Origin of the sequence: Streptomyces sp. NPDC048248 (assembly GCF_043201875.1) — a bacterium.
Taxonomy (GTDB): domain Bacteria; phylum Actinomycetota; class Actinomycetes; order Streptomycetales; family Streptomycetaceae; genus Streptomyces.
Genome location: NZ_JBICZL010000001.1, coordinates 660,281 through 679,969 on the forward strand (window position 1 = coordinate 660,281; position 19,689 = coordinate 679,969).

19 protein-coding genes are annotated in these 19,689 nt (G+C 70.4%); 5 read left to right on the plus strand and 14 right to left on the minus strand.

The genetic code is table 11. The features are described 5' to 3' along the window. Nucleotides 1–182 precede the first annotated feature (182 nt). The 7 genes from ACGFZW_RS03180 to ACGFZW_RS03210 form a co-directional block, all read right to left on the minus strand. A complete protein-coding gene (locus ACGFZW_RS03180; RefSeq protein WP_393891240.1) occupies nucleotides 183–860 on the minus strand; it encodes an O-methyltransferase in 678 nt (225 codons plus the stop codon). Next, complete coding sequence (locus ACGFZW_RS03185; protein WP_393891241.1) at nucleotides 857–1,795, minus strand: TauD/TfdA family dioxygenase; 939 nt, start codon at nucleotides 1,793–1,795, stop codon at nucleotides 857–859. Before ACGFZW_RS03185 ends, ACGFZW_RS03180 begins: the two co-directional genes overlap by 4 nt. After that, nucleotides 1,792–3,360, minus strand: a complete 1,569-nt coding sequence (locus tag ACGFZW_RS03190; RefSeq protein ID WP_393891242.1) for an AMP-binding protein — start codon at nucleotides 3,358–3,360, stop codon at nucleotides 1,792–1,794. The genes ACGFZW_RS03185 and ACGFZW_RS03190 overlap by 4 nt, the downstream gene beginning before the upstream one ends. Beyond that, the gene (locus ACGFZW_RS03195; RefSeq protein WP_393891243.1) at nucleotides 3,347–3,997 is read right to left on the minus strand and encodes a thermostable hemolysin; all 651 of its coding nucleotides are present in this window, start codon (nucleotides 3,995–3,997) and stop codon (nucleotides 3,347–3,349) included. The genes ACGFZW_RS03190 and ACGFZW_RS03195 overlap by 14 nt, the downstream gene beginning before the upstream one ends. A gap of 31 nt (nucleotides 3,998–4,028) precedes the next feature. Then, entirely contained in the window at nucleotides 4,029–5,033 is a 1,005-nt protein-coding gene (locus ACGFZW_RS03200) for a methyltransferase (RefSeq protein ID WP_393891244.1), read from the minus strand. A gap of 123 nt (nucleotides 5,034–5,156) precedes the next feature. Beyond that, complete coding sequence (locus tag ACGFZW_RS03205) at nucleotides 5,157–6,587, minus strand: amidase (protein ID WP_393891245.1); 1,431 nt, start codon at nucleotides 6,585–6,587, stop codon at nucleotides 5,157–5,159. A 46-nt stretch (nucleotides 6,588–6,633) separates the two neighbouring features. Continuing rightward, nucleotides 6,634–7,245 (minus strand): flavodoxin family protein, encoded by a 612-nt coding sequence (locus ACGFZW_RS03210; RefSeq protein ID WP_393891246.1) that lies wholly within the window; start codon nucleotides 7,243–7,245, stop codon nucleotides 6,634–6,636. Between the two features lie 1,140 nt (nucleotides 7,246–8,385). On the opposite strand from ACGFZW_RS03210, the gene ACGFZW_RS03215 reads away from it, so the two are divergent. Then, the gene (locus ACGFZW_RS03215; protein WP_393891247.1) at nucleotides 8,386–9,048 is read left to right on the plus strand and encodes a transglycosylase family protein; all 663 of its coding nucleotides are present in this window, start codon (nucleotides 8,386–8,388) and stop codon (nucleotides 9,046–9,048) included. 179 nt (nucleotides 9,049–9,227) lie between these two features. On the opposite strand, the gene ACGFZW_RS03220 is transcribed toward ACGFZW_RS03215, so the two are convergent. Further along, nucleotides 9,228–9,485 (minus strand): hypothetical protein, encoded by a 258-nt coding sequence (locus ACGFZW_RS03220; RefSeq protein WP_393891248.1) that lies wholly within the window; start codon nucleotides 9,483–9,485, stop codon nucleotides 9,228–9,230. A 223-nt stretch (nucleotides 9,486–9,708) separates the two neighbouring features. Here ACGFZW_RS03220 and ACGFZW_RS03225 point away from each other — a divergent pair, with 223 nt between their 5' ends. Together ACGFZW_RS03225 and ACGFZW_RS03230 are read left to right on the plus strand one after the other, a co-directional pair. Further along, the gene (locus ACGFZW_RS03225; RefSeq protein WP_393891249.1) at nucleotides 9,709–10,167 is read left to right on the plus strand and encodes an RrF2 family transcriptional regulator; all 459 of its coding nucleotides are present in this window, start codon (nucleotides 9,709–9,711) and stop codon (nucleotides 10,165–10,167) included. Nucleotides 10,168–10,515: 348 nt separating this feature from the next. Beyond that, the gene (locus tag ACGFZW_RS03230) at nucleotides 10,516–11,775 is read left to right on the plus strand and encodes an acyl-CoA dehydrogenase family protein (RefSeq protein ID WP_393891250.1); all 1,260 of its coding nucleotides are present in this window, start codon (nucleotides 10,516–10,518) and stop codon (nucleotides 11,773–11,775) included. 148 nt (nucleotides 11,776–11,923) lie between these two features. Here the strand turns inward: ACGFZW_RS03230 and ACGFZW_RS03235 are convergent, their stop codons facing one another. The 4 genes from ACGFZW_RS03235 to ACGFZW_RS03250 all read right to left on the minus strand — a co-directional run bounded on the left by ACGFZW_RS03235 (nucleotide 11,924) and on the right by ACGFZW_RS03250 (nucleotide 16,730). Continuing rightward, complete coding sequence (locus tag ACGFZW_RS03235) at nucleotides 11,924–12,160, minus strand: chaplin (RefSeq protein WP_393891251.1); 237 nt, start codon at nucleotides 12,158–12,160, stop codon at nucleotides 11,924–11,926. Nucleotides 12,161–12,465: 305 nt separating this feature from the next. After that, a complete protein-coding gene (locus tag ACGFZW_RS03240; RefSeq protein ID WP_393891252.1) occupies nucleotides 12,466–14,262 on the minus strand; it encodes a coagulation factor 5/8 type domain-containing protein in 1,797 nt (598 codons plus the stop codon). Nucleotides 14,263–14,664: 402 nt separating this feature from the next. Continuing rightward, a complete protein-coding gene (locus tag ACGFZW_RS03245; protein WP_393891253.1) occupies nucleotides 14,665–16,128 on the minus strand; it encodes an SDR family NAD(P)-dependent oxidoreductase in 1,464 nt (487 codons plus the stop codon). Between the two features lie 287 nt (nucleotides 16,129–16,415). After that, on the minus strand, nucleotides 16,416–16,730 hold the full coding sequence (locus ACGFZW_RS03250; RefSeq protein WP_393891254.1) for a DUF4326 domain-containing protein: 315 nt from the start codon (nucleotides 16,728–16,730) through the stop codon (nucleotides 16,416–16,418). Nucleotides 16,731–16,922: 192 nt separating this feature from the next. Here ACGFZW_RS03250 and ACGFZW_RS03255 point away from each other — a divergent pair, with 192 nt between their 5' ends. Further along, on the plus strand, nucleotides 16,923–17,348 hold the full coding sequence (locus ACGFZW_RS03255) for an SRPBCC family protein (RefSeq protein WP_393891255.1): 426 nt from the start codon (nucleotides 16,923–16,925) through the stop codon (nucleotides 17,346–17,348). Nucleotides 17,349–17,499: 151 nt separating this feature from the next. Here ACGFZW_RS03255 and ACGFZW_RS03260 read toward each other — a convergent pair whose 3' ends face one another. Beyond that, complete coding sequence (locus ACGFZW_RS03260) at nucleotides 17,500–17,862, minus strand: hypothetical protein (RefSeq protein ID WP_393891256.1); 363 nt, start codon at nucleotides 17,860–17,862, stop codon at nucleotides 17,500–17,502. A gap of 262 nt (nucleotides 17,863–18,124) precedes the next feature. Between ACGFZW_RS03260 and ACGFZW_RS03265 the strand changes: the two genes are divergently transcribed. Beyond that, complete coding sequence (locus tag ACGFZW_RS03265) at nucleotides 18,125–18,619, plus strand: hypothetical protein (RefSeq protein ID WP_393891257.1); 495 nt, start codon at nucleotides 18,125–18,127, stop codon at nucleotides 18,617–18,619. A 42-nt stretch (nucleotides 18,620–18,661) separates the two neighbouring features. Here the strand turns inward: ACGFZW_RS03265 and ACGFZW_RS03270 are convergent, their stop codons facing one another. Further along, nucleotides 18,662–18,979 carry a hypothetical protein gene (locus ACGFZW_RS03270; RefSeq protein WP_393891258.1) on the minus strand — a complete coding sequence of 106 codons (318 nt, stop codon included), beginning with the start codon at nucleotides 18,977–18,979 and terminating at the stop codon, nucleotides 18,662–18,664. Nucleotides 18,980–19,689: the final 710 nt, after the last annotated feature.

Here is a 19,689-nt window from a genome sequence, read left to right on the forward strand (position 1 = left end):
GGTGGTGGTCCGCCGAGTGGTGGGTCCGCGGGTCGGGGGCACGCGGCCTGGCGGCGCGGAGGCGATTGGTGCGCGGTCGGGAGGTATCCGGACGCCCGCTCCCCGCCAGGGCCGGGCGTCCGGGCGTCCGGCCCGAGCGGGGACTCTGTGTCAGCATCCTTCCGCGTCGCCGCCGTCCCGTCTCACGGGGCTTGCCGGAGGCGGAGGGAGAGTTCGATGCCGTCGCCCAGTGGGAGCGGCTGGGAGAGATAGCCGCCCCCGGGGGCGCGGACGTGGTCGATGAACTCCCCCGGCAGCATGGGCAGGTTGTCGGAGACGACCATCGCGCCCGTGCGCAGGGCCGGTTCGAGCACCTTGAGGACCGGGAGGTAGAGCTCCTTCCACCCGTCGAGCAGCAGCAGATCGATGGGTGCCGGCAGCCGCGCCAGCTGTTCACGGGCGTCGCCGGTCCTGATGTCGGCGTACGACGCAAGGCCCGCACGCTCCAGATGCTCCCGGGCCCGGTCGGCCTTGCCGGGGTGCAGCTCCGAGCCGATGACGCGGCCGCCGCCGTTGTCGCGCAGTGCCGCGGCAGCGTAGAGCGTCGAGGCGCCGAACGAGGTGCCGAACTCCACGACGAGTGCCGGCCGCAGGCTCCGTACGAGTTGATAAAGGAAGACGCCGACCTGGGGGTGCACCGGCAGGGCCGCCTGCGCGCACAGCTCGGCGGCCTGTTCCGCGGTGGGCGGCTGCGGCCAGTCGGCAGCGGTGGCGTACGCCCGCTTCATCACGTCAGGGTCGGTGGACTCGGCGGTGCGCGCGATCTCGTCCAGGACGGCGGCGACCCGTGCGTCACCGAGACCGGTGGTCGCTGTGGTCATGCCGTGGCCCGTCCTTCCCACGCCGCGGTCAGCAGGTCGGGGTCGAGGTAGCTCTGGGCGTTGTAGATCGTCCGGTCGGTGTCGAGGATCTCGCGGCGGCCGTGCATCACCCGCGTGTTGTCGATCAGCGCGACATCACCGTCCTGCCAGTCGATCTCCTCGGTCAGCTCGGCGGTGAGCTTGCGGAACTCGCTGAACAGCTCCTCGGGGATCTCCGTGCCGTCGGCGAAGGTGATGCGCGGGGCCTCGTAGTTGTAGGAGGGGCCGAAGACGCTGTTGGCCCACGACGGACGGGTACCGAAGAGCGTGGGGTGGACGGCGCCGGTGCGGTACGCGTAGTGGATGGAGCCGTCGTCGTTCAGCTGGAGGGTGGTGGAGATGCCGCCCACCAGCTGGCGGAGGTCGTCGAAGGTGACGTCGGCGATGTCCTTGCGGCCCTCCGTCTGGTGGCAGACGAGCGCCTTCCACTTGGCCTCCTCCACCCTGCGGCTGTACATGATGTCCTTGGTGCCGAAGACCTGCCGGGCGGTGTCGCTCGCGGCGTCCCACACCCGGTAGCCGTCGCAGACGGTGGTCTGCGAGCCCCGGGAGGCAGCCTTCTCACAGAGGAACCAGGTGAGGTCGGGACCGAACGGGCTGTTGCCGTTCTCCAGGTGGAGGCCGACGGCGGTCGTGCCGGCGTCCACCTTCTGCGCGACCTCGCCGCCGTGGAAGGAGCGTGCGGGGTCGAGGGTTATCCGACTGGAGTGGCCCTTCACGAAGGAGGTGAACTCCTCCAGGTCGGCGCGGAAGCCACGGAAGAGCAGGAATCCCGCGTCGGCGAGCAGCGTGGTGACCCAGGCCGGCTCCAGTGCGCCGAGAGAACTGGCCCCGGCGGGCAGGACGAGCCGGCCGGTGGCGGCGCCGTAGGGCTGGACGTCAGCGATCGTGGTCATGCGTCTGCTGCTCCTTCGTGGGTGTAGAGCGTTCCTTGGGACAGGGCGGAGAGAACTGCTGCCCGCACCGGACGGCCGGTGACGGTGAAGAACCTGCGGTAGAGGCGGTCGTCGGCCACTGCGAGATGGGGCACGGCCACCCGTTCCACCTCGGAGAGATGCTGCTCGCCGAACTCCTTGACGGCCGCTTCCGCCATCGCGAGGTCGGTCGACCCCTCGACGAGGAAGAGGCCGTGGAGGGCGGGGAGCCCGTCGCCCACGACGGCGACGGCGCGTACGAACGGGAGCTGTGCGTACTGCGCCTCGACCCACTCCGGGGCGATGTTGCGGCCTGCCGCGGTGATGATGACGTTCTTCTTGCGTCCGGTGATGGTGATGAACCCCTCCGCGTCGAGGCGTGCCAGGTCCCCGGTGCGCAGCCAGCCGTCGGCGTCGAGGATGAGGCTGGAGGGGTCGTCGCGGGTGTAGCCGGCGAACAACGAGGTGCTGTTGACGAGGAGTTCACCGTCGTCGGCGATGCGTACCCGGACATGCGGCAGCGGGCGGCCGACGGTGCCGATACGGCGCGCTGCCGGAGTGTTCCAGCTGACCACCGAGCTGTTCTCGGAAAGGCCGTACCCCTCGTGGACGGGCAGGCCGTGGTCCTCCAGACGGCGCAGCAGATCGGGGTGCACGGGCGCCCCGCCGCAGCAGAGGAGCGGCGCGGCGGGCGTGCCGAAGAGGGTCGGTGCCGCCGCGTGTCCACGGCCGGCGGCCTCATCGGCGGCGGTCGCGAACGCGTCGACCAGGGCCGGCGTGGCGACCATGGCGGTGGGTCGGGCGGCCCTCACATACGGCAGGACGTCGGTGGCCGCGGCCGCCGCGGTGCCGACCAGGGCCTTACCGGGCGGCAGTTGGACGAGTGTCCCGCCGTCGAGCAGGACCATGTACAGACCGGTGACCTGCTCGATCAGCAGGCTCAGCGGGACGACGGAGAGGTAGCGGGTGAAGGCGCCGCGGGGCATCACCGCGCGCAGCGATCCCAGAAGTTCGTCCAGCGCCTGTGCCCTGATCCGTACCCCCTTGGGACGTGAGGTGGTCCCTGAGGTGTGGATGGTCTTGCACTCCCAGCCCGCGTGGCCCGGCCCGGCCTGCGCCAGGGGCGTCGTCGGAGCGGGGGTGTCCGTGGACAGCGTGAGCACCTCGCAGTCGGGGCGCAGGACGCGGCCTCGTCCCCACTGCGACAGGCGCGCCTCACCGGCCGCGTCCACCACGCACAGGTCCGTTTCCGACAGCAGTCCGGCGGCCTGCTCGGCGGAGAAGGCGAGCGGTACGGGCACCTCGACCGCGCGTGCGACGAGCAACGCGAGGTCTGCGATGACGAAATCGGGTGTGTTGCCGCAGACCACGCCGACGCGCAGGGGCCGGCCGTAGCCCTGGCCGAACCGTGCGACCAGCTCCGCCGCCCGGCGAGTCACCTCCTGGTAGCTGAAGACCTTCGCCGGGGCGCCGTCCTCCCCCAGGACCTCGATGAGCGGGCGCAAAGACTCAGCGTGTTCGGCCAGGCTCTGCTCAATGACCCGCATGTGTGGCCACCCCCATGGCGCTGATGCTCAGTTGCAGGTCGGTGACGGAGTAGCGCCCGGTGGCGTCGGAGAACAGCCGGTCGAGGGCGTTGAGTGCGATGACGCCGACCTGCGGGTCCTGGTCGTAGTAGGAGCCCCACTGCGCCGCCTCGGCGGGCGTCAGCCGGCGCGGGTCTGCGGGCCCGAACGGCGTGAAGCAGATACCGGTCCTGCCCAGCGTCGTGATCAGGCTCTTGGTGGCGGTGCACAGGATGTACTCCATGCCCAGGCACCAGGCGATGATCGGGGTGGCCCGGATCAGTTCCCGGCCGACCGAGGCGCGGCGTGTGGCCAGTGCCCCCACCTCCACCACCCGCCTGCGGTCGACCTCGGCCCCGAGATGGGCCGTGACGGCGGCCTCGACGGTGATGTCGAGGTACCGCTCGGAGAACAAGGGCTGGTCCCCGCCGAAGGTGAGCCCTGCGCAGGCCAGTGGTGCGCAGGGCTCCTCCGTCCCGCCGCGGGCCGGGCGGGCGACGATGAACGAGTCGGGCCGGGGCGCCACATCGGCGCCGTATGCCTGGGCGTACACCTCGCGCGCGAGGTCCGCGGCCGCCAGCCATGAGCTGGTCGACCGGTGTGCCAGATCGATCTGCACGGTGATTCCCCCCCTTCCGCGGCTGTCGGCTCTACTTGGTGCCGACGACCAAAGAGACGGATGAGGGGAGCGCGATGCGCTCGACGCTCGCCATGCCCGCTCCGGTGAGCCACCGGGAGATCTCGGGCAGGCTGTAGGTGCGGTCGCCGGAGCAGGCGTACATGGCCAGCGAGAACGCCGCGTTGTGCTCGTCGAGCTGTTCGCCGCGTACGTCCTCCAGGACCACGAGCTTGCCGCCGGGACGCAGCGCCTTGACGGCCCGTGCGACCAGGTCGCGGTTCTCCTCGTCGGTGTGGTTGTGCACGATCTCGAAGAGGAACACCACGTCGTATCCGGTGCCCAGGTCGCCGCTGAGGAAGCTGCCGCGCTGGAGGGCGATGCGGTCGGACAGGCCGGCCTTCTCGATCGCGGAGCCGGTGTCGGCGAGCGCCTCGGGCAGGTCGAGGATGGTGGCGGAGAGGTCGGGGTGGCGCTCGCACATGGCCATGGAGTGCAGTCCGTGCGAGCCGCCCAGGTCGAGGAGGCGGCGGGCCCCTTCCGGCAGCGGCACGGCGTCGACGATGGACTGCACGGTCAGGCGCGACTTGACGCGCATGTACGCGGAGAAGTCGCGTCCGGCCTCGGGGTTGTCCGCCCAGCGGTCCCACAGCGACTGGGCGGGCTTGCCGTCCCGTACGGCCTGCGGCAGCTCCCACATGACGTTGGTGAGTTCGTACGCCCACAGCAGCGCAGGGGTGAAGTCGTATTCGGCGTTCTTGCTCAGCCAGCGCTCGGCGAGCGGGCCGTTGCCGTACCGCCCGTCCTCAAGGGTGAGCCAGCCCAGGACGGCGACGACGTCCGCGACCGCTCGGGTGCCGTCGGTGCTCGCCTCGATCGCCTCGGCCAGCTCGTCGAGGGTCATCGGGCCGCCCTCCTCCAAGGCCGTGAAGATGCCGAGCTTGGCGGCGGTGGTCAGTGCGGCGTATCGGATGGTGGAGCCGATCACCTCGTCGATCGGGTTGCCCGCAAGCTCGGCATCGGTGGTGGTCTTGAACATGGCTGATCTCCTCGGAGAGTGGGCAGAGGGCGGCCGCGCAGGATGCGGCGGCCCGTGAGGACCCGTGCTCGCGGAATGCCGCGGGCACGGTGAAGTGGTCAAACCTGCGGACGTGCGGGTGCTTCAGCCGGCCGGGGCCGGGGGGAGCCGGTGCGCCCAGGGGCGGGCCCGCTCCAACTGCGCCGCGAGGGCGAGCAGGGTGTGTTCGTCGCCGTACCGGCCGGTGAACTGCACCCCGACGGGGAGGTCGGCCGGATCGCGGTGGAGGGGTACAGACATGGCGGGCTGGCCCGTGAGATTGGCGAAGGGCGTCTCGTGAGCGAAGCCCAGGGCGCGGTCGAGCTGCTGCTCGGCGGTGCCGGTGGCGAAAGCGCCCAGGGCGGGCGCGGGACGGGAGGTGACGGCGGACAGCAGCACGTCGTACCGCTCGTGGAAGGCGGCGATGCTTCGTGCTGTGCGCTGGAGATGGCCGATGGCGAGGAGATAGCCGGCGGCGCCGAGCGTTCGCCCCCGCTCATGGAGCCACCAGGTCAGCTCTTCCACGCTGTCGGCGTCGGGTCTGCGCCCCGCGACGGCGCTCTGTGCCGTGAGGGCGCTGGAGACACCGGCCGCCCAGACATCGAGGAACGCCGCGGCGACATCGGACATCACCGGGCCCGGCGCGTCTTCGGACACCTCGTGTCCGAGCTCGGCGCAGAGCCGGGCGGCGTCCTCGACGGCCCGTACGCAGACGGGGTCGAGGGGTTCGGTGCCGGGCCGGGTGGTGAAGGCGACGCGCAGGGTGCGCGGCGGTGCCGCCAGGGCGTCACGGAACGGCCCTGGTGGCGCCGGCGCGGGGTACGGGTCCCCGACCGCAGGGCCGGAGATGAGGTCCAGCACTGCCGCGCTGTCCCGGACCGAGCGGCTGACGACGTGTTCGCTCGCCAGACCGTTCATGAGATCCCCGACGTCCGGTCCCAGCGGGGTGCGCGCCCGGGTCGGCTTCAGTCCGAACACGCCGCAGCAGGAGGCCGGGATGCGGATGGAGCCGCCCGCGTCGTTGGCGTGGGCGACCGGCACCAATCCGGCGGCGACGGCGGCCGCGGCACCGCCGCTGGAGCCGCCGGCCGAACGGGTGAGGTCCCAGGGGTTCCTGGTGGGGCCGTGGTGCAGCGGCTCGGTCGTGGGCAGCACTCCGAACTCCGCGGAGTTGGAACGTCCGAGAATCGCGAGCCCGGCGGCCTTGAAGCGCTCCACCAGGGTGCTGTCCCGTGCCGGGACGTAGCCGGCGAGGAGCCGGGAGCCCTGTGTGGACTCCAGCCCCGCGCAGCCCGCGCCCAGGTCCTTGAGCAGGAAGGGCGCCGCGGCGAGCGGACCCCTCAGGGCGTGTTGTCCGGCTGCCCGCTTCAGGGCCGCCTCATAGCTGGTGATCGGCACCGCGTTGACCGTGGACCGGGCCTCCTCGATGCGGGCGATCGCCGCTTCGAGCAGTTCTTCTCGGCTCACGGCGCCGCAGCGGACCAACTCGGACTGCGCATGCGCGTCCAGCAGCGCCAGATCCTGCCGGCTGTTCATTTCGGGTCCCCCCCGTCCGAAACGCCTCAGGTGATACCGCGGCAGGTCAGCCGGCGACCTCCTCGAAGTCGACCGCAGCGCGGCCTGCCTTCTGGATGTGGGCGGTCTCGGCGATGCGGCGGCCGAGGGCCTCGGCGGTGCGCAGGTCGCTGGGCCCGGGGGTGACGTCGGGACCCTGGTCGTTGTTCGACTGGGACATCGCGCCGAGCCAGCTGCCGAGCCGGTTGATGTCCTCCGGGCTGCCCGCGGAGGTGTTCCAGCCGCCGTACTCCGCGAGGCCGACCCAGATCATGCCGTGCTGGGCGGCGAACAGCGCGATGTCGATGAGTGAGTTGAGCTTGTCCCCCGCCATGTTGCCGCTGTTGGTGAAGCCGCCGGCGATCTTGTTCTTCCAGCGCATGTTGTCGCCCCAGACCTGGCTGGTGGCCTCGACGAAGGTGCGGAAGACGGCGCTGCTGCCACCCATGTAGGTCGGCGTGCCGAAGATGATGGCGTCGGACTCCTGGAGAACGTCCCACAGTTCGTCGTTCAGCTCGGCGAGGGAGACCAGACGCACCTGGGTGTCGGGCACCTTCTCCGCGCCGGCCGCGACGGCCGCCGCCTGCTTTGCGGTGTGGCCGTATCCACTGTGGTACGCCACCGCAACCTTGATCTGCATGCTTCTCCCCCACCGGAGTGACCGCTCGATTGTTTAGCTTTCACTAAAGCTGTCCTGAAAGCTTTAGGCGTTGGTCACGCTATCCATCTCCGGACATCCAAGGCAAGCGCCTCCGGTCAACCCCCTGAAAAGAACAGGTAAAACCGCTGGCCGGACCACATCACGCCGGGTCCGCGACGCCTTCGCCCCCGCGTGTCGCACCGCGCGTCACTCCGCCGGGGCCGCAGCCACCCGCCTCCTCGGCGCCGCCGGGCGAAATCGGGCGCCACGGCACACTTCCTGACGAGACCAGCACGCTGCTGCCCACAGATTTGATTAACCGTCAAATCGCTTTCCGGACAGGGAACTTCGCTATGCACGAGCAGTCCGGGACCGATCGGTTCAACGCCCCGGGACAGCTGCGGTCCGACAGCTCGGATGCCGCTCGGCTCCAGCGGCCGGACCTCCGGAGCGCCGTCGCTGCCGGCCGCCATCCCGAACTCGACGGGGTACGCCGCACGCCGGGTGCGGCGGGCGCAAGCGCGACGGCCGGACGCCACCGGAGTTCCGCGCGGAGGCGCGGGGTACCGGCCCTCGGCGACGTAGGTCCGCGCTCTGCGGCGTTCGGGGCGCGCCCGTTGCGCACCACGACCGGTCCCGCGCCCTCGAAGCACGCCCTGCTCGCATCGGCGCACCCCACCCTGCCGAGCCCGCACACCTGCTCAGAGGACCGAAACCGCCCGAAGGGCTCGGCCTGTTGCGCCGCACCGCGACCGTGCGCGGTGCATGGGGACCCCCGCGGCGCGTGTGCACCGACCCCGGCGGATGCGCCCTCACAGACGCCCCCGAAGCGGGCAGGCGGGAAAGGCGCACGGGGCTCTCGTACCTCCGTCCCCAGGCATGCGCCCCTCCTCGGCGGACCGGCACATGACGCGCGGACATCGCCGTCGCCCCGCCGTCAAGGGGACAGGCCGGGCTTCGCCGGCGCTACTGCGCGCTCTGCCGGTGCGAAGTCCGTGCGTGGTTGTCTCCTACTCGTCACATTCCTGCTGCCGGACGGAAATCACGGGAGACATGCGAATTCGACCGCACGGAACCGCGGAGGCAGCAATTTCGAACAGCCGCCGCAGCACAGCGGGGCAATCGACGGGAGCAGAGCACATGGGATTTCCTCAGGTATCGCAAACGACCGCTCGTAGCGAATTCCGGGGCCTCGGGGCCCGGGGCGTCACGGCGGCGGCGGTCCTGTTGGCGGCCGGCACGCTGAACCTGGCAGCCGAGGGGACGGCCGAGGCCGGCAGCGGTGGCACGTGGGACCGCCTGGCCGGGTGCGAGAGCGGAGGAAACTGGCACATCGACACGGGCAACGGCTTCTCCGGCGGGCTGCAGTTCACCGACTCCACCTGGCGCTCCTTCGGCGGCGGCGCGTACGCGTCACAGGCGTCGCACGCGACCCGGGAGCAGCAGATCCAGGTGGCGCAGCGAGTTCTGGCCCGGCAGGGCTGGGGCGCCTGGCCCGCCTGCTCGAACTCGCTGGGACTCAACTCGGCCACCAGCGGCGGCACACCCCGCCGGACCGCGACCGCGCCGGACCGCGACCGCGTGCGGCGCCCGCTGCCCCAGAAGCAGTACAAGGCGCAGCCCCGCCCGGCCCGCGGTGGCACGGTCGTCGTCAATTCCGGGGACACGGTGAGCGGTATCGCCTACGCCCACGGTCTGGGCTGGCGGGAATTCTATCGGCTCAATCGCCAGGTGATCGGCGCCAACCCGCATCTCATTCATCCCGGAATGCGACTGGCCGTACGACATTCCGGCACCGGCTGACATTTATCCGGACGCCGGAATCGACATCGCCCGTCGGCTCGGGAATTCCATTTTCCGGGCCGGCGGGGCCGGGGAGGGAAACCTCCCAGGAGGGGAAGGCAGGCCGTCCGCGCATCCGCGGGCGGCCTGCCTCGCGTGACGCCCCGCCACATCCGAGGCGTGCGCCCCGGCCACAGCGTCTACTCGCGGCGCTGGCGCTCCTGACGCACGAGGGCGTTCGCCACCTTCTCCGGGTCCTGAAGGTCGCCGAGCGCCACACCTTCGGTGTCGGGGTTGAGGACGTCGCGCAGCTCCGGGCCACTGCCCTTCTCTCCCTCCATGACCTCCAGGTGGCGGGTCAGGCAGGCCACCTGCTCATCCCTGGGGCGGCTCTCCAGCCAGGCCTTGTTCTCCGGGTTGAGCAGGTCCAGAAAGCCATCGATCGCGTCATCGGCCACGTCGCTTCTTCTCTCTTCGGTGCAGGGCCCTGGTCTGATTCGCCGCTCACACGGCCGGGGCCGGTACGGGCGGACCCGGCCGGCGCCCCAGGACTCAGGGCAGGCGACGGCCCACAGCCTGCTCCCACGGGCTCCCCCGCGCGAGGCAACTCGCCGCAGTTCCTCGGCTCGCCGCGGGAAGGCCGGGCGGCGCGCGGCCGGCGAGGTGCGGGATAATGCGGTCATGCGGATCTCAGCCAGAGCGGACTATGCGGTGCGTGCCGCACTGCAACTCGCCGCTGCCCGGGAGGCCGAGCCGCTCAAGGCCGAGGCCATCGCCGATGCTCAGGACATTCCTCACAAGTTCCTCGAAGGCATCCTCAACGACATGCGCCGTGGCGGCCTCGTGGTCAGCCAGCGCGGCGGCAACGGCGGCTACCGGCTGGCCAAGCCCGCGGAGTCCATCAGCATCGCGGATGTCGTCCGGGTGGTGGACGGCCCCCTGGTGTCGGTACGCGGAGTCAGGCCGCCGGAGCTGTCCTACACCGGACCGGCGGAATCACTCCTGCCGCTGTGGGTCGCACTACGGGCCAATGTGCGCCAGATCCTTGAGGGCGTATCACTCGCCGACGTCGCTTCGGCCGAGCTGCCCGTACGGGTATCCGCCCTGGCCGAGGACCCCGCTTCCTGGACGAACCCCTAGGTCGTGTCCGTGATGTGCCGCATTTCCCGCACTGCGCGCACGTCGGGAGCAGGTCCGGATTTCGAGATCGGGTCGTCCACGCCTTGAGCACCCTCTTGATCGAACCGGCGCACGGGAGCATCATCATTCCCTACTAATCCAGTGGGAAAACTAGGGAATCCGTGAGGTGGTCGTGAGAGCGCGCATCCTTTCCGCCCCCGAGTCCAGCGGTCCGTCCGCCGCGTCCGCTGCGGCCAGGAAGGCCTGTCAGCAACTCTCCGCCTGTCCCACCGGCTCCTCCCACCCCGCCCGGGGCCGCCTCGGCCTCCCCCGGCGCCAGACACACCCGACAGGATGGTGACCGGCGCCATGCCGAAGCAGCCGACAGTCCCGACCAGCTCGTCCGCGGCCGACCGTCCGGCCGACGAGGAGGTCTGGCCGCGCGTCACGCGGGAGGTGGCGGATGATCTCGCCGCCGACGCGCTGGCCCGTGACCGGGCAGGCAAGCCCCCCTTCGACGAGATGTCCCGCCTGCGCGAGGCCGGTCTGCCGTCCCTGCTGATGCCGCCGGCCCCGTCCGCGCACGGCAGTGACTGGCGCACGGCCTGTGCGGTCATCCGTGAGATCGCCACCGCCGACAGCTCCATCGGTGAACTACTCGGCCGCCACTACGTGCTGTCGTGGAGCGCCCGCTTCTTCAGCACGCCGGAGCAGGCCGCCCGCCTCGAACACCGGTCGGGGGCCGAGCAGTGGCTGTGGGGAGGCGACACCGCCGTCCTGGAGACGGAGGCCGGGCCCGATCTCACCTTGGCGCCGACCGACAACGGGTACGTCCTCAACGGACGGCGGGCTCTCGCGACCGGTGTGGCCGTCACCGACCGACTGGCCCTCGCCGCGGTGTGCACCGACACCGGTGAGTCGCTCCTCGTCGTCGTGGACCCCGCGCACCCCGGCGTGCTGGCCGAACCGGCGAACGACCCTCTCGGCCAGCGCCTCGCGGGGGCCGGCAGCATCGACTTCGACAACGTCCCAGTACACACGGATCAGGTCCTCGGGCCCGTCCCGCGTGACGAACACGCCATCTCTCCCTTCGCCTCGCTCGCGCCGCTCGCGCTCCGGCTCGTCCTCCTGCACGTGGGGCTCGGAATCGCCGAGGGCGCGCTGGCCGAGGCACGGGACATCAACCGCATCGCACCGCGCAGCTGGCCGCGCGCGAGCGCGGAGCACGGCGACTACCCGGACCGGCCGGGAGGGGACCCGTATCTGCTCCTCGCCTACGGAGAGCTGGTGACGGCCGCTCACACCGCGGCCGCGGTGGTCGAGCGGGCGACGGAGGCGCTCACCCAGGGCTTGCTCACGGGGCGCGCGCTGAGCATCGACGCGCGCGCCGACATCGCCGTGCTGGTCGCCGCGGCGGAGGCGGTGACCAACAGGTCCGTCCTCCACATCACCACGCGCATCCTCGAACTCACCGACGGCGCCGACTCCGCAGCCGAGGGCCCGGGCTTCGACAGGTTCTGGCGCAACGCGCGCGTCCTGACGGCGCGCGGTTCCGCGTCCCACAGCCTGCGCGACATCGGCGATCACTACCTCAACGGCATGCATCCCGCCTTGACGCTGCACGCCTGACGACCGCTCTCCCACCGGCGGTCGGCCGACGGCGCAAGGCGGCGCCCCGCCACCCGGGGGGCGGGGCGCCCGTGCAGCGCTGCTGCTGCTGCGGACAGCCTGCGGTGGTGCTGTGACACCGTTGTCGCGGCACTACCGTGACGTCGAGTTACCTATTGACGCACCTGTTGCCGACCGCCGGGTTCAGGGCCCCGAAGAAGTTGACGGAGTTCCCACAGATATTGATCGGGATGTGGAACGGAATCTGGATCACATTGCCCGAGAGGAATCCCGGCGACTTCTTGGCACTGCCGTGACCTCCGGAGTCGGCGGCGGCGCCGCCGGCACCACCGAGGATCAGGCCGACGGCCAGGCCGGTGGCCGCGACAGCGGTACGGATACGCATATGTGGTCTCCCATCGATTGGGTGGATTGGCCAGCTAATCCGACAACAGGTCGGATACTCCGGCCGTGGATTGGTCCACCCATGGGCGCGGCGACCGGCCGCGCGACCGTCGAATCGCTGCCGCTCGGCCATGGGCTGACCGCCACAGCTCCGGCCCGTCGGCCGCCCGCCGCTGTCCGCACGTAGGCGCCGCACTGCCCGGGAGGGAAGCAGTGCGGCGCCGACGCGATGGCAAGCTCCCTGTCACCGCCGCACGGCCGAGGGGAAGCGAGTGAGCGGCGGCCGGGAGTCAGCGGGCCAAGGCGTCAGGGGTAGGACACCACGGTGGAGGGGACCGTCGAATCTCCCGAGGTCGGAGCGCCGATGTTGTTGATCACGTGCTCGTACTGGCCCTTTCCGCCCAGGGAGACCACGAGCAGGTTGTGGAACTTCACGCCCGGGGTGTTCGGCGCCTGGAAGCCGTGGTCCTGGCGGATGGTGGGATCCACGTTGTAGTAGCAGTAGCTGCCCATGCCCCACCCTTCATGCGTGGTCACCGTGTCGGCGATCTTGTATGCGGCGTAGCCCTTGATGCTGCCGTTCTGGATCGCGGCCTGGTTGGGGGCGTCGTACGCCTTCTCGTTCTGGAAGAAGATCGTGCGGCCCCCTTCACCGCGCCACTCCACGTCGTACTTGTTGAAGTGCTCGACGAACAGGCCGGTGGCCAGGACCCCGTCGCCGTTGACGCGCACTCCGTAGTCGGCCCGGTTGGTGTCCCAGCCGACGCCGTCCCCGTGGTCGGCGCGCCAGACCCAGGTGTGGTCGATGATGGTGTCATTGCTGTTGATCACCATGCTGGTCGTCGCCTTGCCCGGGCCCGCGCCGCCGATGCGTACGAACACATCCTGGACGGTGGTCGGATTGGCGGCGTGGTTTCGGGAAGCGCCTTCCGGGCCGATCTCCAACAGGGTCGTTGAGTTGACCGTGCCCGCGTCGATCAGGAATCCGGCGAGCCGCACGCCGTCGACGTCGGCGACCTTCACGGCGGTGACACCGTTGTCCGGGATGAGGGTGGCGTAACCCAGCCCGAGAACCACCGTGTTCGCACGCTGTACGTCGATGGGGCGGTCGACGTGGTAGATCCCGGGCGTGAGCAGCAGGTGGAGGCCCTGCGCCAGGGCGGCGTTGAGAGTCGCAGCGTCGACACCGGGCTTGGCCACGTAGAACTGATCGAGCGGCAGGGACTCCCCCCTGGCCGTCCCGTTGCCCCAGGTGGTGCCGCGGGCGTTGGTGCGCTTCTCCGGCAGAAAGACCTTGTAGTCGCTTCCGTCCAGGTAGAGGAAGGGCTTCTCGCGGGAGACCGGAGTGCTGTCCAGCGTCGTGTAGGGCGGGTCCGGGAAGCTCTGACCGGGGGCACCTTCGACACCGGAGAACACCATGTTCCACACGGCGTTGCTCCAACTGCCGACGGAGCTGTCGCGGGTGTACCACTGCTGCTGGGAGTACGGGCTGACGGCGCCGTCGATGCGGCTGTCGGCGATGTAGCCGCCGCTGGCCCAGCCGTAGCCGTCGGGTGCGAGATTCAGGCCGCCCTTGACGTGCATCCGGCGGAAGGGCGCGGCTTGTGCGACCGCCCACCGGTTGGTGCCGTTGACCGGTGTGAGCGCGAGGTTCTCGGCGGAGCGCCAGAAGTTCTGCGTCGCGTTGCCGTTGAACCAGCCGGCGTCGACGGTCACATCGCCGTTGAAGGCGGTGTCGTCGGGTGAGAGGCCGAGGCCGGAGATGGAGGTGTAGAAGCCCAGTTGGGCGTTCAGGCCGTTGTAGGTGCCCGGCTTGAACAGGAGGGCGTATCTGCCGGTGCCGAACTGGGCCGACTCCTGCTGTTTGAAGATCTCGTCGAGCTTGCCCTGGATGTTGGGCGTGGACGGGTCGAAGACCAGCACGTTCGGGCCGAGGTCGCCGCCGCCGGGCAGCGCCTTCGCGACGGGCGCGGCGTACGCCGGGCCGTCGCCGAGGGCCAGGAGCCCGGAGGCGGGGAGCGCGGCGGCCATCGCTGCCAGAACTCTGCGACGGGAGGGGCCCGGCGTGCCCGCGGCCGTGGCGTCGGTGGGGGGTGTGGGCATGGAAGCTCTCCTGATTCAGGAAGTGAACGATTGAAGTTCAAGGGAGCGCTCTCTTGCCCGAGGAATGTTCATCGTGTGTGAACAGTGCGTCAAGGGTTGCGTCCAGAGTCCCCAATATTCCCTGGCCGATCGCTACAACTGGCGCGCCCTTTGCGGTAGTTGATGGACATTGCGCACCAGGGCCGGCGCCTCGGCGCGTATGTCGCTTGCTTTCAGGAGGTGTTGACGCGCACGCAGGGGGAGGCGGCACTAACGGGCACGCGTCCTGGGCGGGTTATGAAAGCGCCGCCCGCCGCCCCCTGTGTGACGAACGGGGGCAGCGGGCGGCAGCGGGCACAGAGCCGGGGAAGTCCGACGCTCAAGGACTCCGCTCTTCGGCGAGGCCCCGGGGCTCGGGAGGGGTCACCAGGCGGTCGGTGCGTAGTCCTTCAGGAAGCAGCCGTAGACGTCCTCGCCGAGTTCGCCGCGGACGATCGGGTCGTACACCCGGGCAGCTCCGTCGACCAGGTCGAGCGGGGCGTGGAAGCCCTCTTCGGCCAGGCGCATCTTGTCGGGGTGCGGGCGCTCGTCGGTGATCCAGCCGGTGTCCACCGCGGTCATGAGGATGCCGTCGGTCTCCAGCATCTCCGTGGCGCTGGTGCGGGTCAGCATGTTCAGCGCCGCCTTGGCCATGTTGGTGTGCGGGTGACCCGCACCCTTGTAGCCGCGGCTGAACTGGCCTTCCATCGCCGACACGTTCACCACGTACTTGCGGCGGGCGGCGGATGCGGCCATCGCCGGGCGCAGCCTGCTGACGAGCAGGAACGGCGCGGTCATGTTGCACAGCTGGACTTCCAGCAGCTCGACCGGGTCGACCTGGTCAACCTTCTGGATCCAGCTGTTCGACGCCTGCAGGTCCGGCACGAGTCCGCCCGCGTCGATCGCCGTGCCTGCCTCGATGCGGGCGGGCGAGGCCGAGCCGCTGGTCAGGGCGAGGGCGGTGAGGCTCTCGGCGCTCAGCGCGCCCTGGCCGGCCGTCGAGGCGGCGGGCAGGGCCGCCGGAGCGCCACTGCCGAAGTGACCGATGACGAGGGATGAGGGCAGCTCGCCCGCGGGCAGCGGCGCGGACTCGGCGGTGATCAGATGGCTGTACGCCTCGGGCGAGCGCCGAACGGTCTGGGCGGCGTTGTTGATCAGGATGTCGAGCGGGCCCTCGCTGCTCACCGAGTCGGCGAGCGCGATGACCTGGGACGGGTCCCGCAGGTCGATCCCGACGATCTTCAGCCGGTGCAGCCAGTCCCCACTGTCGGGCATCGCCTTGAAGCGCCGGACGGCGTCATTCGGGAAGCGCGTGGTGATGGTGGTGTGAGCACCGTCACGCAGCAGCCGCAACGCGATGTACATGCCGATCTTGGCGCGGCCGCCGGTGAGCAGCGCGCGCTTCCCGGTGAGGTCCGTGCGGGCGTCGCGGCGTGCCAGGTTCTCCTTGGCACAGGGCCGGCACAGCTGGTGGTAGAACGCGTCGACCTCGACGTACCGACTCTTGCAGACGTAGCAGGACCTGGGCCTTTCCAGGATTCCGGCTATCTCCGTGGTGACCGAGCTGCTGAGGGCCAGGCCCAGGGTCTCGTCGTCGATCCGGTCGGCAGCCCCGGTGGCCGTGGCCTCGGTCACCGCCCGGTCATTGGCCGTCTTGGCCGCCCGGCGCTCCTGGCGGCGGCGCTGCTTTACCGTCCGGTAGATACCGGCGGTGGCCCGGCGTACGGCGATCGCGTCCGGGTGGTCGAGCGGCAGCTGGTCGAGCTCTTCGAGCACGCTCAGGCAGACCGCCATCCGCTCCGAGTCGATACCCGCGCCATCGGCACGGCCTTCCTCAGTCACCGTCATCGCCGCTGCCGCTTTCCTGGGATCGTGTGTTCTATTCAAGCTCCGGCGGAACTTTACGTAAGCGTGGGCGCCTGCGCCAAACCCGCCCGGAGCCCTGAGGGACGCCGCTCGCCCGTGCGACCGCCCACGGCGCATGCGGCCCGTCACTGTCCGTCGCCACGGTCTGGCCGGTCCGTTGCCGCGCACGGCAAGGGGGCGACGAGGTGGCGCCCACCCGTGACGGCGATGCCCGACGGGCCACATGAGGACATGCCCGACCTATCGGGCGCCGGAACGAGGCAATGCCCCTACCCGGTCACACCCGCATCGGCCAGCTCGGCGATCACCTGCGCGTGGCACGGCTCGGGCAGGCACCAGCAGCCGAGCCGTCGCCCGCGCAGCCCGGGCAGCAGCGCCAGGAGGTCGGGGCGCTCCAGGAGGTACGCACGGTACTTCTCCAGTACCTCGCTCCGGGTGCCGTCCGGCCCGGGGCGGAAGGGGCTCGCCAGCGGGGATGCCGGCAGGTGCCAGCCGCCCCGGTGCATCGCTCGGCCTACGTAGACCACATCGGCATACTCCGGATCATCACGGTGGCCCTTGAGGTTGACGACGGTGGTGCTCATGCCCCCATCTTCGCGCCGCCGAGCCCGTCCCTCGACGCGCACCCACACCTCTGCGCAGCCACACGAACAGGATGTGGCAGCTCCCCAGCTGCTCCTCCGGCGTGACAACCCGACGGCTGCCGGATACGACGTGAACCATTGGGTACGCGGTCTCTCCAGGAACGCAGTTACCTCCTGAGAAGGGAATCCAGCATGTCGTCCTCGCTGCTTGAGACCGTTGACATCAAGGCTCCCGTCGCGGTGAGTTGGGCGCTGTGGAGCGATGTCACGCTCTGGCCCAAGTTCCTCAGCCATGTACGGGCCGTCCAGCCCATCGACGAGCACCACTTCGCCTGGCAGCTCTCGCTCCCCGGGGCGGACAAGGAATTCGTCGCCGAACTCACCGAGGTGGTACCGGAGGACCGGATCGCCTGGAAGACGACGCAGGGCGTCCATCACGCCGGAGTGGTCACCTTCCACCGCCTCAGCGACGAGACGAGCCGGGTCACTCTCCAGATCGAGTACGAGCCCGAGGGATTCGTGGAACACCTCGGCGCGATCACCAACCTGGACTCCGCGCTGACCAACTACGACCTCGGCGAGTTCCAGAAGCTGGCGGAGACCACGGCGGCGGCCTGACGCATCACCGCCTGTCGGCACGGCTCAGCGCCGGCCCCGGCGGCAACGGCACCACCGGCGCCCGTTCACCGCGGAGTTCTGCGCGGAGGACGGGCGCCGGTGCATGCGCGCGCACAGGGGAAGAGGGCACGCGCGACCCATCGAAGGACGCTCAGGAAGCGGCCGTACCGTTGATCTTCTCGATCGCCTGACGAGCCTGTTCGCCGGGCGATCGCGAGGTCAAAGGGGTTCCTGTGGTGGGAGCGACGGCGGGGAGCGGCCGGCCCTCCTGCGTTCCCGTGGTCTTGGCGTGGGCCGCCGGCGGCCGGGCACGCAGGCGCTGGCTCGCGGCCTCGTCCAGGGTCACAGGGCGCTGCAACTGGGCGGCAAGCCGTCCCGCCGCCTGACCGAGCGCCGCGACGTCCTCCCACTGCAGGCGGAGCACCAGGCGGAGTTCGGCCTCCCCATCGGGCAGGCCGCGGATTTGCGGCTGGTTGGAGTCGTTGCGGAGCCCTGGGTTGCCGGGGTCGGTCATCGGCCCCTCCTCACGTCTCGGAACTACGCCCCCATGGGAGCGTCCGCTCCGGGCCCGGAGCGGACGCCGGGTGGTACGCGATGCAGGGGCGGCCCTGTTCATCGTTCGCCCCCTGTTGTTCGGTCGATGACAAATACCGCCCAGTCCGGGTGCAAATCTGCTCTCCTCTGCACGCCGTGGGTGCCTGCGCAACCTTCCGCGGCGTTGCCCACCACCCGCTGCCCGCGGATGTGACGTTCGGGAGGACGGTAGGGCGATCGCCGTGCTCTCCTTACCTGACTTCTCCCGTGACCTGCACGCCCGCTTCGCCGCCGACCGCTACCTCCCGCTCCCCGGACTGGTGCGTCCAGGCAGCCTGCCGGCTCTAAGCGCGATCGCTGGGTGGGGAGCGGTCCGGGTGTGCGATCCGCTCGAACGGCACGTCATCAACAGCCTGCATCAGCAGGGTGATACACACGGCGGCCACACCGACGACTACCCGCCGGCCCTTGTGCTGTTCACCGAAGCGCCGGACGACCCGGCCGACGGCGGGCTGCTGGAACACGTACCCCACGCGGGCCTGGGCGCCCTGACGACGGGAGCGGTCCGCAGTGCCCATCACCGGCCCGGCGACGGATATCTGCTGCGCAGCGATGTCTGCGCCCATCGCGTGACGCCGCTGCGCCGCTCCGGTCTGCGGCGTACGGTGCTCAACTTCGCCTATACGACGCCGGACCGGCAAGCGGCCATCACTCCGTCCGCCCCCGAGCCGTACTGATCCGCTCGCCCGCTAGTGATCGCCGCCGCGAACGGCGCCCGCTCACAACAGCAGGAGCAGTGCCGCGCCGCCGGCCTTCTTGATGTCGGTCATGTCCTTCACCCTGCCGACCTCGATCCCCCAGCCTCGCCAGACCGTGCCGTCCTCCTTGATGTGGCCGGCCTTCTCTCCCCATCCGCGCCAGATGGTGCCGTCATCCTTGACCTGGCCGACCTTCTCGCCGAGCCATCCACCACGTCTGACGGTGCCGTCCTCCTCGACCTTGCCGGCCTTCTCCCCCAGCCATCCGCCGCCCCGGACCGTGCCGTCCTCCTCGACCGAGCCGACCTTCGTCCCGTTCCGATACACGTCCATCGACATGGCCCCCGCCCCTCGATCCCACCCTGACGAATGAGCGTACGGCGCATCTCCCGGAGGCGGCCAGCACAATCCGGCGACGCGTTCGCTCAACTCGTGCTGATTCACGCGTACTTGGAAGCGAGTAGCGGAGGGGGGCCGAAACGGGCGGCAAGGGGCCCGCAGTCGGGGGTGAGAGTCCACGCCTCGGACGGACGAGGTGAACGGATGAGGGAGGAATTCCGGTCACCGGTCCGGGCGGTCCGGAGGCGACGCGGCGTGCGATGGGGGAGGGTGGCTACGCCCGCGAGCGGACGGCGGGAGCCGCAGGAGGCGTGCCGGGGCTACGACGTGCTCTTTTGTGGCGGAAGTTGCTCCTGCGCAGGTGGCGGCGCCCTTGCCGCTTCCTGCTACGGGACCGGTTTTCGTGCCGTTCACACGGCGGGCCAGCGTGTTTGCATTCCGGCAGACCCGCTGACGGGTCCTCATGACGGCCCGACGAACGCTGCCCGAACTCGGCTCATATTTGTCAGTAGATGTAAACAACGGGACACAAGAACACTCAAAATAGGTAAACCGCAGCAGGTGCGCGCACCGTGCTCTAGCGTTCACGTCCGATACCGAGGCGGGGGGGGGGGGGGGGGGGGCGCCCCCCCCCGGGGGGGGGGGGGGCCCCCCAGGGGGGGGGGGGGGGGGGTTTTGAGTGGCCGGGCACCCCGGGGGAGTTGGACCCC